A 13,643-nucleotide genomic window follows, 5' to 3' on the forward strand; every position below is an offset into this window, starting at 1 on the left:
GCCCGAGGGCGGTGTCCCGACAGGGGATCAGAAGGCGTAGCGGACCGAGGCCTGGATCGTCCGCGGCGCGCCTTGCGACGCATACGGGCGGCTCGACGCGCTGTAGCCGGGCTCGCCGGGCGTGACCGTCACAATCGTTCCGAGCGAACCATAATAGTCCTCGTCGAACAGGTTGATGACGTTCAGCTGCACATAGGTGCCGGCCATGCCGAAATAGCCCAGGTCGAAGCGGGCGTCGGCGTTGACGGTCGTATAGGCGTCGACCTTCAGATCGTTGACGTCGGTGACCCAACGCTCGCCGACGTATTTGACCTGGACGCCGGTTTGCAGCGGACCGGTCTCGTACTGGGCGCGCAGACCGAAGGTCCAGTCCGGCACCTCGACCAGGGTCTTGCCGGCCGTGTTGTAGGTCGTGGTCGTGTTGTAGACCACGTCGTCCTTGATCTCGCTGTCGTTGTAAGAGGCCGACAGATAGATCGACAGGGGCTCGATCGGCGAGAAACCGAGCTGGGCGTCGAAGCCCTTCAGGTCCACGTCGCCGACGTTGCGATCCGCATAGATGCCGGTCTCTTCGTCATAGGTCGAGAGAATGCGGTTCTCGAACTGGCTGTACCAGAGGCTGGCCGAGGCGATCAGGGTTCCGCTCTGGTAGCGATAGCCGATGTCGAAGGTCTTGCTCTTCTCCGGATCGACGATCGGGCTGACCAGTTCGCCGGAGGCGTTGTACGTCACGGTGTACAGGTTATCCGTCCGCGGCAGGGTCAGGCTTTCCGCATAGGAGCCGTACACGCTCTGGGCGGAGTTGAAGCGCCAGCTCGCGTTCACGTTCGGCAAGATGTCGTCGAACGTCTTCTCGCGGCTGTAGGGCGCGATGTAGTCGGTCGTCGATGTGCCGAAGCGGTAGTAGGTATAGTTGGCCGTCGAGTTCGGCGAAACCGTCGCCGTCTGTGTGGTGCACAGCACCGAACTCGTGCCCTTCGCCGAGTAGCAGTACTGGTTCATCTCGCGCTTGAAGAAGGGCGCGCGGACGCCCAGGCTCAGACGCAGGTGGTCGTCGATGAACTTGCCGCGATATTCGAAGGCGACCTGGTTCAGTTCGGCGTAGGACAGGCGGTCACGCGAGCGCAGGGCGTAGCCGTCCAGGTTGACGACGCGGTTGCCCTCTTCCTTCAGGCCGCCCCAGATGTCGGCGAAGACCGGCTCGGAAGCGTTCGTATAGTCGATGTAGCCATACTGGCCCGTCTGACGGTGGCGCGCCCAATCCAGCGTATAGGCCAGGCGGAACGAATGGTTTTCGCTCGGCGACCACAGCAGCGACGAGTTGATGCCGTAGCGCTGGGTATGGGTATTCGACGGAGACATCACGCGAACAGTGTCCAGCGTGTCGCCGTCGCCGTTCAGATCGACGCCGCCCGAGGTCTGCGAACCGCGCAGCAGAGTGCTGGCCTCGGAGAGGGTCGTCTGCTGCGAGCCGCCGTTGGCCATGACGTACTGGAACGAGGGGTCGAAGGTGAAGATCAGACCCTTGGCCAGGGTGAAGCGCGACTGCCCCCGGATATTCCCGGTGTCGGACGGGTTGATGCGCAGGCCGTAGTAGCTGGTCGAGTTGCTATCAACGTCAGCCGAGCCGTTGACGAAGGTCGGCGCCGTATAGTTGTTGGAGAAGTCGACATCCCAGCCGTAGGGGCTGACCTCGACGTCCGAACGGGAGTCCGTTGCCGACTGGATCAGATACGGGCCATTGTAGGCATTGTTGCGGTTGCGGTTCCAGTGGGCGGCCAGCGAGACGAAGTCGCCGTTGTCCCGGATCGGCTGATAGATCTTGGCATTGTACTGGATCTTATTCAGGTCGCCCTGCCCTTTGAACTTGTCATAGGACTGGTCGGAATAGGCGAACCAGGCGCGCGTGCCCCAGGGGCCGACGGCGCCGGTGTTCAGCAGCATGGCGAACCGCTGATAGTTGAAGTCGCCCAGCGAGCCTTGAACCCAGCCGCCGAATTCCTCAGTGGGCGTCAGCGACGAGATGTTGATCGTGCCGCCGGTCGCCGAAGCGGTCGGGCTGTCGGCGTCGGTCGTGCCCGTGTTGACCGTCGCCTTGTCGACCAGATCGCTGTCGAGCTGCTGGTTCGTATAGAGGGAGTAGTTGCCCGAGTCGTTCAGCGGCATGCCGTCGAAGGTCTGGGCGATGCGGTTGCTGTCGAAGCCGTGCAGACGGATGTTGCCGCCCGACGAGCCGTAGGGGTCGTTGTTGGTGAAGTTCATGCCCGGCACGAGGTTCAGCACCTCGTTGATCGACTGGCCCGAGGCCTGGGTCGAGATGAACTCTTGCGTGATGGTCGAGCGGCTCTTGCCGACCTGTTCCGCCGTGATCACGCCGTCGATGGTGCGCGGACCACGCTGACCGGTGACGACGATTTCGTTCAGTTCGGCGGCTTCAGTGCCGGTCGACTGAGCATAGGCGGTTCCGGCGAGAGAGAGGACGCCGGCCAGGGCGGTCGTCGCCCAGATCAGCTGTTTGCGGCTTGTCATTTAATCGATCCCCGATTGATGCGTCCGGGCGGCCGTGTCGGCTCTCCCGTCGCTCGCCCGGTAATCGGTTCAGTAGAACAATTCTCGAAAATAATGTGAATTATAAGTGACAATCACGGTATTTGACCTCAATATTTCAAATTAGAAATAAAAGATCGTGTCATCTCTACTTTCATGCATCTCAAATGAATCACTAACCCATCAATCGTGTCCATTCCGACAACTAGCACGACCCCCACATGCCCCCGCGCGGAAGTTGGTCGATCCGAGTCGATATAGGCGAGTAATTTTTCAGGCCGTGCGAATGATCCCGCCCGCCGCCGTCACCGGCCAGGGCGTCAGCCGCCCGCCTGCGCACGGACCGCCCCTGCACTCGCCCGTCAGCGGCTCGAACACCGCGCCGTGCCAGCCGCACAAGATCAGCGAACCATCAGGCGTCAGATAGCGGTCCAACTCCATGGCGATGGGAAAGCCGGCGTGCGGGCAGCGGTCGACCCAGCCGGCGACCTCTCCATCCTTACGCACGACGAAGCCGTGAAAGAAGGCGTCGCCGATCTGGAGAACGAAGCCGCGCGACCCAGGATCGGCGATGTCAGCCTCGGCGCACAGGGCCACGCCGGGCGGCGTCTTCCAGACCCGCTTGCGCTCGGTCGCTTCGTCGGACACGGAGGTCAGACCCGCTCGGCCTTCAGAGGTCGCGACAGCAGGCCGTCGATCAGGCCGTCCACGGTGATTTCACCTGCCAGCAGGGCGGCGATGCCCTCGGCGATCGGGGTCTCCACCCCCAGGCGCGCGGCCAGGGCGCGAACAGCCGGGGCGCTCTCATAGCCTTCGGCCACCGAGCGCTTGCCGGCCAGGGCCTGTTCCACCGTCTGGCCCTGGCCCAGGGCAAGACCCAGGCTCATGTTGCGCGACTGGGGGCTGGAGCAGGTCAGGACCAGGTCGCCCAGGCCGCACAGGCCCGCCACCGTCTCGGCCTGTCCGCCCATGGCGACGGCGAGGCGGGTCATTTCCGCAAAACCGCGCGTGATCAGGGCGGCGTGGGCGCTGCGGCCCAGCTGCCGTCCCTCGGACACGCCGCAGGCGATGGCCAGCACATTCTTCAGCGCCCCGCCCGCCTCGGCCCCGACAAGGTCGGTGGCCAGATAGGGGCGGAAGCCCGGCGCCGACAGGGTGTTCAGCAGGGCCTGACCCAGGACCGGGTCGGCGCAGGCCAGGGTGACCGCCGTCGGCAGGCCGCGCGCCACCTCGCCCGCGAAACTGGGGCCGGACAGGACCGCGGCCGGGGCGTCCGGCAGGGTCTCGGCCAGCACTTCGGTCATCAGTTTCATCGTGCCGCGCTCGACCCCCTTGGAGCACAGCACGACCGGCACGCCGGTGCGGTGATGGGGCGCAAAGGCCGTCAGGGTCGCCCGCATATGCTGGGCCGGGGGCACGGCCAGGATCAGGTCGCAGTCGCGCAGGTCGGCCAGATCGGCGGTGAATTTCAGATCTTCGGCCAGGGTGACGCCCGGCAGATAGAGGTCATTGGCCCGCGTCGTCGTCAGGGTCTCGACCAACTGGAGCTCGCGCGCCTGAAGCGTCGTGTCCAATCCGGCGCGGACGCAGACCTGAGCCAGGGCGGTGCCCCAGGCGCCGGCGCCGATGACCCCTGCGGTGCGGAATTCCATGCGCCCTCCCGAGGCGGTCTCGTTGGTCATGCTTTCGCGCCCTTACGGCCCGGCTTGTGCGAAGGATCGGCCAAGGCGCGCGCTTCGTCCAGCGGCCATCGCGGTCGGGCGACCACGTCGATGTCGCTGGTCAGGCCCAGAGCCAGCCGTTCCGCCCCCGCCAGGGCGATCATCGCCGCATTATCGGTGCAATAGGCCATAGGCGGCGCCAGGAAGTCGAAGCCGTGTTTCGCCGCCGTCGCCTGCAAGGTGGCGCGAATGGTCTTGTTGGCCGCGACCCCGCCCGCCACCACGAACAGGCGATGGTCGTGGGTCTCGGCATAGGCGGCCAGGGCCCGCTCGGAACGATCCGACAATTGTCGGGCGATGGCGCTCTGGACCGCATCGGCCAGATCGGCCTTGTCCTGCTCGGTCTCACAGGTCTGGGCGATGCGGAAGGCGGCCGTCTTCAGACCCGAGAAGGAGAAGTCGCAGTCTTTGCGTCCCAACAGGGCGCGCGGAAGATCGATCTTGGATCCGTCGCCCTGCTGCGCCAGCCGCTCCAGCGCCGGTCCGCCCGGATAGCCGAGGCCCAGGGCCTTGGCGATCTTGTCGAAGGCCTCGCCGGCCGCATCGTCGATAGTGGCGCCGATCCGGCTCATATCGCCGACGCCACGCACCTCGAGCAGTTGGCAGTGACCGCCGGACACCAACAGCAGCAGGAAGGGATAGGCGACCTCCTCCCCCAGCCTGGCGGAAACTGCATGCCCCTCCAGATGATTGACCGCTACCAAAGGCAAGCCGCGCGCCAGGGCCGCGGCCTTGCCGAAGCTCAGGCCCACCATTACGCCCCCGACCAGACCCGGTCCGGCGGTCGCAGCGATCCCGTCTAGGCCCTCATAGCCCAGGCCGGAGTCGGCCATGGCGCGGCGCGTGACCTCCGCGATCATCTCAACATGGCTGCGAGCGGCGATTTCGGGAACGACGCCGCCGTAGGCCGCGTGGTCGTCGATCTGGCTATGGACGACCGAGGACAGGACCTCAGCCCTGCCGCCCCGTTCAGACGGGTGCAGTCGCACCACGGAGGCGGCGGTTTCGTCACAGCTGGTCTCGAGACCCAGCACCGTCAGGGCTTTACCAGGAAGGGGGGGGACATCCCGTCCAGTTGCCGCTGCGGCGCCGCTGCTATAGTCGGCGGAACTCTCCATCGGGTCGAGGTAGCGATCCGGCGTCCGGTAAGCAACGACCATGAACCTTCCTCTCCGCATTGGCACCCGGCGGTCCAAGCTCGCCCTGGCCCAATCGGGCATGATGCAACGCGCCATCGGCCGGGCCCTGGGCATAGCCGAGGCCGAGATTGAGACGGCCGTGCCCCTGGTCGAGATCGTCACCACCGGCGACCGGATCCAGGACCGCCGCCTGATGGAGCTGGGCGGCAAGGCCCTGTTCACCAAGGAGATCGAGGAGGCCCTGCTGGCCGGCCGGATCGACATCGCCATCCATTCGATGAAGGACGTCCCCGCAGAACAGCCCGACGGCCTGTGCATCGCCGCCATCCCGGAACGCGAGGACGCCCGCGACGCCTTTATCAGTCGCGACTTCGACAGTTTCGACGCCCTGCCCTTCGGCGCCCGCCTGGGCACCGCCAGCCTGCGGCGCCAGGCCCAGGCCCTGGCCCTGCGGCCCGACCTGAAGATCGAGATGCTGCGCGGCAATATCGACACCCGGCTGCGCCGCGCCGCAGAGGGAGATTTCGACGCCATACTGCTGGCCGTTTCGGGCATGGCCCGATTGGGCGTGACCGAACATATCCGCGAGAAGCTGTCGCTGGACGCCTTTCTGCCGGCGCCGGGCCAGGGCGCCCTGGCCATCCAGACCCGCGCCGCCGACATCGACGCCCCTTGGGTCGCCGCCCTCAACCACCCGGAGACCGCCGTCGCCGTCGCCGCCGAGCGTGGGGCCATGACGGCGCTGGAAGGGTCGTGCCGCACCGCAGTGGGCGCCTACGCCCTGATCGAGGGCGACACCCTGCGCCTGACCACCGAAATGCTCAGCCCCGACGGCTCGGCCCGCTGGCGCCGTGTCGGCGAACTGTTCCAACCGACCGAGGCCGACGCCCGCGTCCTGGGCCAGAGACTGGGCGGCGAGGTTCACGCCTTCGCCGGCGATCAAGAGGTCGATCCCGCGACCCTTGACGGATGACAGCCCCCCTCCCCGAAAGCCCGGCGAAACCGCGCGTCTGGGTCACCCGCGCCGAGCCGGGGGCCTCGCGCACCGCTGCCCGCCTGCGCGACATGGGGTTCGAGCCGCTGATCCATCCGCTGCTGGTAGTGGAGCATCTGACGCCGCCCCTGCCGGACCTTGATCGATTCGCCGCCCTGGCCTTCACCAGCGCCAACGGCGTCGCCGCCTTCGCCGCTCTGACCCCACGCCGCGACCGTCCCGTCTTCGCCGTCGGCGGGGTCACGGCACAGGCCGCACGTCAGGCAGGGTTCGTCGCCGTTCGTTCCGCCGACGGCGACCTGAACGCCCTGGCGCGATTGATCGCCGCCGAGTTGAGCGATGCGGTCCTGCTGGCGCCCCAGGCGGAGACGCCTTCAGGTGATCTGGACGCCGCTCTGGACATCGCAAATGCCCACGGTGTCACTATTCTGCCTCTCAGCGTTTATCGAACGACCTGCGTCGCCCCGTCTGTTCCGACGGCGTTTGAGGGCGTCCTGATCCATTCTCCACGTGCCGGGCGGGCGCTGGCGTCGTGCATGACCAAGCCCGCCGACGCCGTTTACGCCTGTATCTCGGCCGCAGCCGCGGCGCCCCTGATCGCCCTTGGCCTGACCGCGGCCGTGTCTGAACGACCCGACGAGGCGACATTGTTGGCGACCTTGAAAGCGGCGCTTGGCAAGCGCGATACGCCCGTATAAAGAGCCCCTCTCGCGCGGGCTGTTTCGCCTTCGCAACCGGGCCGCTTTAGCTCAGCCGGTAGAGCACCTCATTCGTAATGAGGGGGTCGCGTGTTCGAGTCACGCAAGCGGCACCACCTCGCGGCCTTCGTTGCCGCAGGTCTGAAGCAAACACCGGGCTCGTCTTGGGACGCTTTAGAATTGAGGCCGAAGCGGTCTATCTGAGACCTCCTGTATTAGCCTCGATACATTAACCTTGATAATCGCTTCATGGTTGACAGGAATGATAGTCTGAGTACGTAGCATTCCTCTAAAGTGCAGCTACGGCTTGACGCCTTCGATGATTTGGGGCCTGACGGCGGCATTATCGTCTCCCCCCGAAGGCAAAGATGAGCGACACTGTAGATCCCATCGACATCGCCATCGGCGCGCGTATCCGCAGCCGTCGCGAAGAACTCCGCATAACCCAGGCCCAATTGGCCGCCGGCGCCGGCGTGACCTTCCAGCAGATTCAGAAGTACGAGCGCGGCGTGAACCGCGTCTCGGCCGCCCGGCTGCTGCAGATCGCCGCCGTTCTGAAATCGACCGGCGCCGCCTTGCTCGGCGAACTGGAGACGGCAGAAGGCGACGAACTGGTTCTCGCCTCTCCCGGCGTAGCGGAATTGCTTTCGGCCTTCCGCAGCATCCGCGACGCCGAGAAACGCGACGCCCTGTTGATCGTCGCCAAGGGCCTTCGCGGCTGAGATCAGGGGCGGGGTTGAAGCAGTCGGGCCATGGCCGGGCCCGCGCCCCCGCCAACTGATAGGTCCGCCAGCCACGACTGGACGGCTTCCAGCGCCCGAGCATCCAAACTGTCCGAACGGCCCGAGTCGGCGATGTTCTGACGGACGATTTCCAGAAGGCAGGCAGCCTCGACGGCGCTGGACGGGGCGTGGTTCAGCAACCGCGCTTCGGCCTCGACCATGGGGCCGAGGTCCAGTTCGGCGAGAAGCAAATTATCGCCACTGGACGCAAGGCTGGAGACGCCGAGCTTGTCTGCGATATGCGCAGTTTCGAACCATGACCTGAAAAGCGGCATGAAGTTCGCGAGCGATTTAGAGGTCATAGTTGATATCCTTGTCTTTCACGACAGACGCGACTTGGTGTGCTCTGACTTCTGATTGGAGTAAGGCGCGGCGTTCGCCTCCCAGACGCCGAAAAGTCCCAGGACCATGATTTCAACCCAGGCCACCATGCGGGTGGTCACAATCGACCATGTCAGAGCGTCCGGTCCGACGAGAGACGACACATGGGTGCCCAGCACCAACAGCTGGGCGCCGGCGGCAAGCAGAAGCCACCAACGATCATAGCGAAGGCTGAGTTGGGCCAGCCAGGCCAGCAGCCCGGCGGACACCAACGCCACCGCCCAGCGAAACTCCCCCACGGCAAGATGGTCGACCCAGCCAGACAAGAGTTGCGCCAAGTATAGGCCCGCGGCCGCCTCTCTTTCAGGTCGCTTCCCTTTCCAGATCAGCAGAACCAGCGAGAGATAGGTAAGGCCGACGCCAAACATCCAGAGCGGAGATGGCATGCCGTCGACGCCGATCAGGCCACGAGGTGCAGCACGTCGGCCTGCGCGACAGGATTGGACTTGCTCTCGTGCATGCCATCCATACGCCATCCGATCCGGTGTGCGTCCGCCACAGACGCCAGACCCGCGTGCCCCGCAGTGACGGCCGCGCGAACCGTGGCGAGCCGGTTGAGGCCCGTCACGATGTCTTCCAGCGCCGACTGACCGACCTCGGCCGCCAGACGCGCCTCGACCCGCCCCTCCAGCGAAGTCTGGATCAGTTTACAGACTTCAATCATCGCCTGGTCGACCGCATGTTCCGCAGTTCTGACCTGGCGTGCGACCCTGAGCCCGACGTGCATGTTTCTCATTGTCTCATCCCTCCGAAATGGTCCCCGCGTCAGCGGGCCCATTCGGGAGCGATCCGATCAAACAGGGAGGGAACCACCATGCCTGCCGTCACGATCCCGATGGCGAGCAACAGGGCGACGGCGGCCCCTGCGACAATGACCGCCAACCTACCGCCGACGCCACGAGGCGGAGCAGGAAGGAACCAGGCGGTCCGAAGTCCCGGGCCGTCGTCCTCCGATTGTCCGGCCGACGCCAGACCAACAAGCCCGTCTTCGCCGACATCGGAAATGAGTATCGGCTCCCCTGAGTAAACGTTACTCAGCCGCCGCGCGGCCAGTCGGCGATCGGACACCCCCAGTTTGCCGTACGCGCGATGCAGGTGATTGCCGACGGTTCGCGGCGATATGCCCAGACGCGCGGCGATTTGCTTGTCCTCGAGACCCAGCCCCGCCAAGCGAACACACTCGATCTCTCTTGGCGACAGGCTGTCAGACATTCACGCGCTCCCCACCCATGTCATAGAGGAATTTGCAGTGACAACCAGATACGACGTGCTCCCAAGCGTCAAAGACGGGAAGGTCACTTGAACATATAAACATGTCTTTATATGTTTGACGGATACCATTTCGGGCTGACACAGACAGGAGCCTCTATTGGCCGCTCGTTCTTCCTTCCTCTTCACCTCGGAAAGCGTGTCCGAGGGTCACCCCGACAAGGTCGCCGATCGCATCTCGGACACCGTCGTCGACGCCTTCCTGTCGAAGGACCCTGAGGCCCGCGTGGCGTGCGAGACCATGGTCACCACCCAACGGATCGTCCTGGCCGGCGAGGTGCGCGCCACACAGCCGGGCAACACCAAGGAACAGAACGAAGCCTTCACCCAATCCATCATCGACAGCCTCGAGCCGCTGGTTCGTGCGGCGGTGAAGGACATCGGCTATGAGCAGGACGGTTTCCACTGGGAGACGGCGGAATACGCCTGCTACCTGCACGCCCAGTCGGCCGACATCGCCGTCGGCGTCGACTCGACCAATGAAAAGGACGAGGGCGCTGGCGACCAGGGCATCATGTTCGGCTACGCCTCGAACGAGACGCCGGAGCTGATGCCGGCCACCCTCCAGTACAGCCACAACATCCTGAAGCGTCTGGCGGAGGTGCGCCACGCCGGCGGGTCGCAACTGGAACCTGACGCCAAGAGCCAGGTGACGATCCAGTACGTGGACGGCAAGCCGGTCCGCGCCACCTCCATCGTCCTGTCGACCCAGCACGCCAAGGGCTTGAGCTCCGAGCAGGTCGCCAAGATCGTCAAACCCTACATCCTGGAAGTCCTGCCCGAGGGCTTCACCGACGAGAACACCGTCTGGCACATCAATCCGACCGGCATCTTCGAGATTGGCGGACCGGACGGCGACGCCGGCCTGACCGGCCGCAAGATCATCGTCGATACCTATGGCGGTGCAGCCCCGCACGGCGGCGGCGCCTTCTCGGGCAAGGATCCGACCAAGGTGGACCGTTCGGCCGCCTACGCTTGCCGTTACCTCGCGAAGAACGTGGTCGCCGCCGGCCTGGCCGACCGTTGCACCATCCAGATTTCCTACGCCATCGGCGTGGCCAAGCCCCAGTCGATCCACGTCGATCTGCACGGCACCGGCAAGATCTCGGAATCGGTGCTTGAGGACAAGATTCTGGACCTGATCGGCGGCGCCACGCCGCGGGCCATCCGCAGCCATCTGGGGCTGAACAAGCCGATCTACGCCCGCACCACCGCCTATGGGCATTTCGGCCGCGAGCCGGACGCCGAGGGCGGCTTCAGCTGGGAAAAGACCGATCTGGTCGATCAGTTGAAGGCGCTGGCCTAAGGGCTAGGCGGCCTGGTCGTCAAGGACCAGGCCGCGGACGCCCGTCAGGTTGGCGTCCGTCAGGTCCAGTTGGCGGGTCTGGGCGCCGTGCAGGGTCGCACGCCCAAGATCCGCACCCGTCATGATCGCGCGGCGCAGATCGGCGCCCGAAAGGTCGGCGCCCCGCAGTACGGCTCCGGTCAGGTCGGCGGAAAGCAGTCGATCCGCACCGATCAGCAGGGGGCCCAGTTGCGCCCCACGCATGTCCGCCCCGTTCAACTTGGCGTTCTTCAACCGAGCGCCCCGCAGGTCAGCCCGATAAAGCTTGGCCGAGCGCAGGTCGGCGTTTTCGAGGTGGGCGCCCTGAAGCTGCACCCCCTCCATGTCCAACCCATAGAAGACCGCCCCCTTGGCCGACAGGGCGGTCAGGTTCAGGCCCGTGATCGACTTCAGCGGACGCAGATCGACCCCGTCGAAGACGGACGGCTGGCCCTCGGCCCCGCCCGTCTCACACCAGCGGGCATGGACGCGCAGCATCTCGGCCGCCGGCATTCGGTCAACGGACTCGCCGACGGTGCTCTTGTCCGTCAGGGCGCCTTCCATATTGGCGCCGTCGGCGCACCACATGGTCATCTTGCAGCCCACCAGAATGGCGTCGCGCATGTCGGCGCCGGACAGGTTGGCGCCCGACAGATCCGCACCGGCCAGGTCCGCGCCCCGGAAGTCGGCCTGTTTGAGATTGGCGCGGATCATCTTGCAATCCTTCATCACCGCGCCCGAAAAATCGGCCTTGATCGCGATGACGCCCGACATCTTGGAGCGTTGAAGATTGGCGCCGGCCAGGCAGGCGCCGGTGGCCTCGGTCTCCTGGCGATGGCGGGGCTCGATAACCTTGAAGCCCAACTTCGCGTCCGCAGCGGCGATGGTGCCCTCGCGTAGGTCGGCCTCAAACAGATCAGCGCCGGACAGATCCGCGCCTCGCAGACAGGCTCCGCGAAGATCGGCGCGCCGAAGACTGGACTCGGCCAGGATCGCATCCTGCATGTCCGCGCCAAAGAAGTTGGCGTTGTCCAGCTTGGCGCCGGTCAGGTCGCAGCCTTCCAGGCAGGCGGCGGCGAAATCGGCGTCCGCTAGGTTGCGGCCGGTCAGTTTCAGGCCGGAGATGTCCATCCAGGCGAAGACCGCGCGGGCGCCGCCGGGGCGGGCCTGGAACAGTCGGTCATGGCGGGCGCAGATCACGTCCACTTCCGCCTGGGTCAGGCGCTTGCGCACAAGGGGTTCAGCAGCCTGGGCCATTGGACCAGATTAACGCCCAGCAACTTAAGAAAGCCTTGCGCAACAGGTGGTTGTCACTCGGTCAGCAGGCCCTGCTCGCGAAGGGCGTCCGCCAGTTCTCCAGGCGAGGTCCACAGACGCGTATAACCGGCCTCGCCCAACCGCTTAAGCTCGGTCACCAGATCTGCCTTGGGCGAGGCGGCGAACCGCCCGTCGAACCCGGCGCCGTCCTTGCTGATCCGCACCATCGGCCGTCCGGTCTCCAACCGATGTAGAAAACCCTCGCAAAGGGCCGCGCCCTCTTCGCACATCAGTCCGGTCTCGACCGTCAGGCCCTTGGCGCGCAGGCGCTCGGTGCCGCGGCCGGCGGCAAAGGGCGAGGGGTCCAGACAGGCCACGACGACACGCCCAACCTGGGCCTCAGTCAGGAAATGGGCGCAGGACTGCCGACCGGATGACCGGGCGCCGCACGGCTCCAGGGTGACATAGACGGTTGCGCCCGCAACCTCCGCGCCGGCGGCGGGAACAGCCTGTTCTTCAGCATGGGGACGTCCGCCCGGCGCCGTGGCGGCCTGGGCGATCACCCGACCGTCCTTGACGATGACGCAGCCGACGGCGGGATTGGGCCAGGTCTCGCCCATACGGCCGGTCGCCAGTTCTATGGCCTGGGCCATGAAGGCGCGGTCGGCGTCGGACCAGCTCATGCGACGGCCGGCAGCTCTTCGGCGCGGGCGGCGTCAAGATAACGGGCGGCGGTCGGCTTCAGGTCGGCGTCGAGGTCGATCTCCAGCGGATTACCGGTCGGGATCTCCACCCCAACGATCTTGTCGTCCGGCACCGCGAACAACAGTTTGACGATGGCGCGCAGCGAATTGCCATGGGCCGCGATCAGGACGTCTTCGCCGGCCTTCAGGCGCGGCGCGATCTCGGCGTCCCAATAAGGTTCGACCCGCTCGAGGGTAGTCTTCAGGCTTTCGGTGTCGGGAATAGCCTTGCCCGCATAGCGGGGATCAGCGTTGAAATCGAACTCGCCGCCGGGCGCCAGCGGCGGAGGCGGCACATCGTAGCTGCGGCGCCAGACCTTGACCTGGTCCTCGCCGTGCTTCTGGGCCGTCTCAGCCTTGTTGAGCCCGGTCAGGCCGCCGTAGTGACGCTCATTCAGGCGCCAGTCCTCGACGATCGGAACATCCGTCAGGCCCGCAGATTGCAGCGCCAGGGCGCCGGTGCGTTTGGCGCGCGTCAGGACCGAGGTGAACATGACGGCCGGCGTGAACTCGGCCTCGGCGATCAGTTCGCCTCCACGACGCGCCTGGGCCTCGCCCTCCGCCGTCAGATCGACATCGACCCAGCCGGTGAAACGGTTTTCCAGGTTCCATTGGCTCTGGCCATGGCGGAGCAGGATCAGGCGCGGCATTCGATCGGTCCTCGGCAAAACAGTCTGTCCGGGTAAGCCGCCGTCATGAGCCGGTCAAGGCTTGCGCGCGCCGCCGTGTTGCAGCGCACAGCCAAGCTGGCGCGTGTCGGCTTGTAGCGGCTGGGGGCGGCCGCTAGG

At 65.7% G+C, this 13,643-nt stretch carries 15 protein-coding genes and 1 tRNA gene; 5 read left to right on the plus strand and 11 right to left on the minus strand.

From position 1 onward, the window contains the following. Nucleotides 1-27 precede the first annotated feature (27 nt). From ACW17X_RS08745 to tsaD, 4 genes are all read right to left on the minus strand, one after another. A complete protein-coding gene (locus ACW17X_RS08745) occupies nt 28-2,529 on the minus strand; it encodes a TonB-dependent receptor (RefSeq protein ID WP_492096789.1) in 2,502 nt (833 codons plus the stop codon). 291 nt (nt 2,530-2,820) lie between these two features. Further along, nucleotides 2,821-3,195: a Rieske (2Fe-2S) protein gene (locus ACW17X_RS08750; protein WP_492096790.1), complete on the minus strand. Its 375-nt coding sequence runs from the start codon at nt 3,193-3,195 to the stop codon at nt 2,821-2,823. A 5-nt stretch (nt 3,196-3,200) separates the two neighbouring features. Next, nucleotides 3,201-4,199 carry an NAD(P)H-dependent glycerol-3-phosphate dehydrogenase gene (locus ACW17X_RS08755; protein ID WP_492100457.1) on the minus strand — a complete coding sequence of 333 codons (999 nt, stop codon included), beginning with the start codon at nt 4,197-4,199 and terminating at the stop codon, nt 3,201-3,203. Nucleotides 4,200-4,225: 26 nt separating this feature from the next. Then, the gene (gene tsaD, locus ACW17X_RS08760; RefSeq protein WP_492096791.1) at nt 4,226-5,428 is read right to left on the minus strand and encodes a tRNA (adenosine(37)-N6)-threonylcarbamoyltransferase complex transferase subunit TsaD; all 1,203 of its coding nucleotides are present in this window, start codon (nt 5,426-5,428) and stop codon (nt 4,226-4,228) included. Between tsaD and hemC the strand changes: the two genes are divergently transcribed. The 4 genes from hemC (at nt 5,427) to ACW17X_RS08780 (ending at nt 7,821) form a co-directional block, all read left to right on the plus strand. After that, a complete protein-coding gene (gene hemC, locus ACW17X_RS08765; protein WP_492096792.1) occupies nt 5,427-6,380 on the plus strand; it encodes a hydroxymethylbilane synthase in 954 nt (317 codons plus the stop codon). The two genes, tsaD and hemC, sit on opposite strands and share 2 nt — an antisense overlap. Beyond that, the gene (locus ACW17X_RS08770; protein WP_492096793.1) at nt 6,377-7,099 is read left to right on the plus strand and encodes a uroporphyrinogen-III synthase; all 723 of its coding nucleotides are present in this window, start codon (nt 6,377-6,379) and stop codon (nt 7,097-7,099) included. Before hemC ends, ACW17X_RS08770 begins: the two co-directional genes overlap by 4 nt. 40 nt (nt 7,100-7,139) lie before the next feature. Further along, nucleotides 7,140-7,215, plus strand: a tRNA-Thr gene (locus tag ACW17X_RS08775). Between the two features lie 252 nt (nt 7,216-7,467). Next, complete coding sequence (locus ACW17X_RS08780) at nt 7,468-7,821, plus strand: helix-turn-helix domain-containing protein (protein ID WP_492096794.1); 354 nt, start codon at nt 7,468-7,470, stop codon at nt 7,819-7,821. A gap of 2 nt (nt 7,822-7,823) precedes the next feature. Here ACW17X_RS08780 and ACW17X_RS08785 read toward each other — a convergent pair whose 3' ends face one another. From ACW17X_RS08785 to ACW17X_RS08800, 4 genes are all read right to left on the minus strand, one after another. Further along, on the minus strand, nt 7,824-8,072 hold the full coding sequence (locus tag ACW17X_RS08785; RefSeq protein WP_492096795.1) for a hypothetical protein: 249 nt from the start codon (nt 8,070-8,072) through the stop codon (nt 7,824-7,826). 129 nt (nt 8,073-8,201) lie between these two features. Then, a complete protein-coding gene (locus ACW17X_RS08790) occupies nt 8,202-8,528 on the minus strand; it encodes a hypothetical protein (protein WP_492096796.1) in 327 nt (108 codons plus the stop codon). A 134-nt stretch (nt 8,529-8,662) separates the two neighbouring features. Continuing rightward, nucleotides 8,663-8,998, minus strand: coding sequence for a hypothetical protein (locus tag ACW17X_RS08795; RefSeq protein WP_492096797.1), 336 nt, complete (start codon nt 8,996-8,998; stop codon nt 8,663-8,665). 29 nt (nt 8,999-9,027) lie between these two features. Then, on the minus strand, nt 9,028-9,474 hold the full coding sequence (locus tag ACW17X_RS08800) for a helix-turn-helix domain-containing protein (RefSeq protein WP_492096798.1): 447 nt from the start codon (nt 9,472-9,474) through the stop codon (nt 9,028-9,030). A 157-nt stretch (nt 9,475-9,631) separates the two neighbouring features. On the opposite strand from ACW17X_RS08800, the gene metK reads away from it, so the two are divergent. After that, nucleotides 9,632-10,837 carry a methionine adenosyltransferase gene (gene metK, locus ACW17X_RS08805; protein WP_492096799.1) on the plus strand — a complete coding sequence of 402 codons (1,206 nt, stop codon included), beginning with the start codon at nt 9,632-9,634 and terminating at the stop codon, nt 10,835-10,837. 3 nt (nt 10,838-10,840) lie between these two features. Here the strand turns inward: metK and ACW17X_RS08810 are convergent, their stop codons facing one another. The 3 genes from ACW17X_RS08810 to ACW17X_RS08820 are packed head-to-tail and all read right to left on the minus strand — an operon-like array spanning nt 10,841 to nt 13,505. Beyond that, the gene (locus ACW17X_RS08810; RefSeq protein ID WP_492096800.1) at nt 10,841-12,112 is read right to left on the minus strand and encodes a pentapeptide repeat-containing protein; all 1,272 of its coding nucleotides are present in this window, start codon (nt 12,110-12,112) and stop codon (nt 10,841-10,843) included. A 53-nt stretch (nt 12,113-12,165) separates the two neighbouring features. Continuing rightward, nucleotides 12,166-12,795, minus strand: coding sequence for a bifunctional diaminohydroxyphosphoribosylaminopyrimidine deaminase/5-amino-6-(5-phosphoribosylamino)uracil reductase RibD (locus tag ACW17X_RS08815; protein ID WP_492087953.1), 630 nt, complete (start codon nt 12,793-12,795; stop codon nt 12,166-12,168). Beyond that, entirely contained in the window at nt 12,792-13,505 is a 714-nt protein-coding gene (locus tag ACW17X_RS08820; protein WP_492096801.1) for a 2,3-bisphosphoglycerate-dependent phosphoglycerate mutase, read from the minus strand. The genes ACW17X_RS08815 and ACW17X_RS08820 overlap by 4 nt, the downstream gene beginning before the upstream one ends. Between the last annotated feature and the right edge of the window lie 138 nt (nt 13,506-13,643).

The organism is Brevundimonas sp. FV1ye4L (assembly GCF_058681255.1).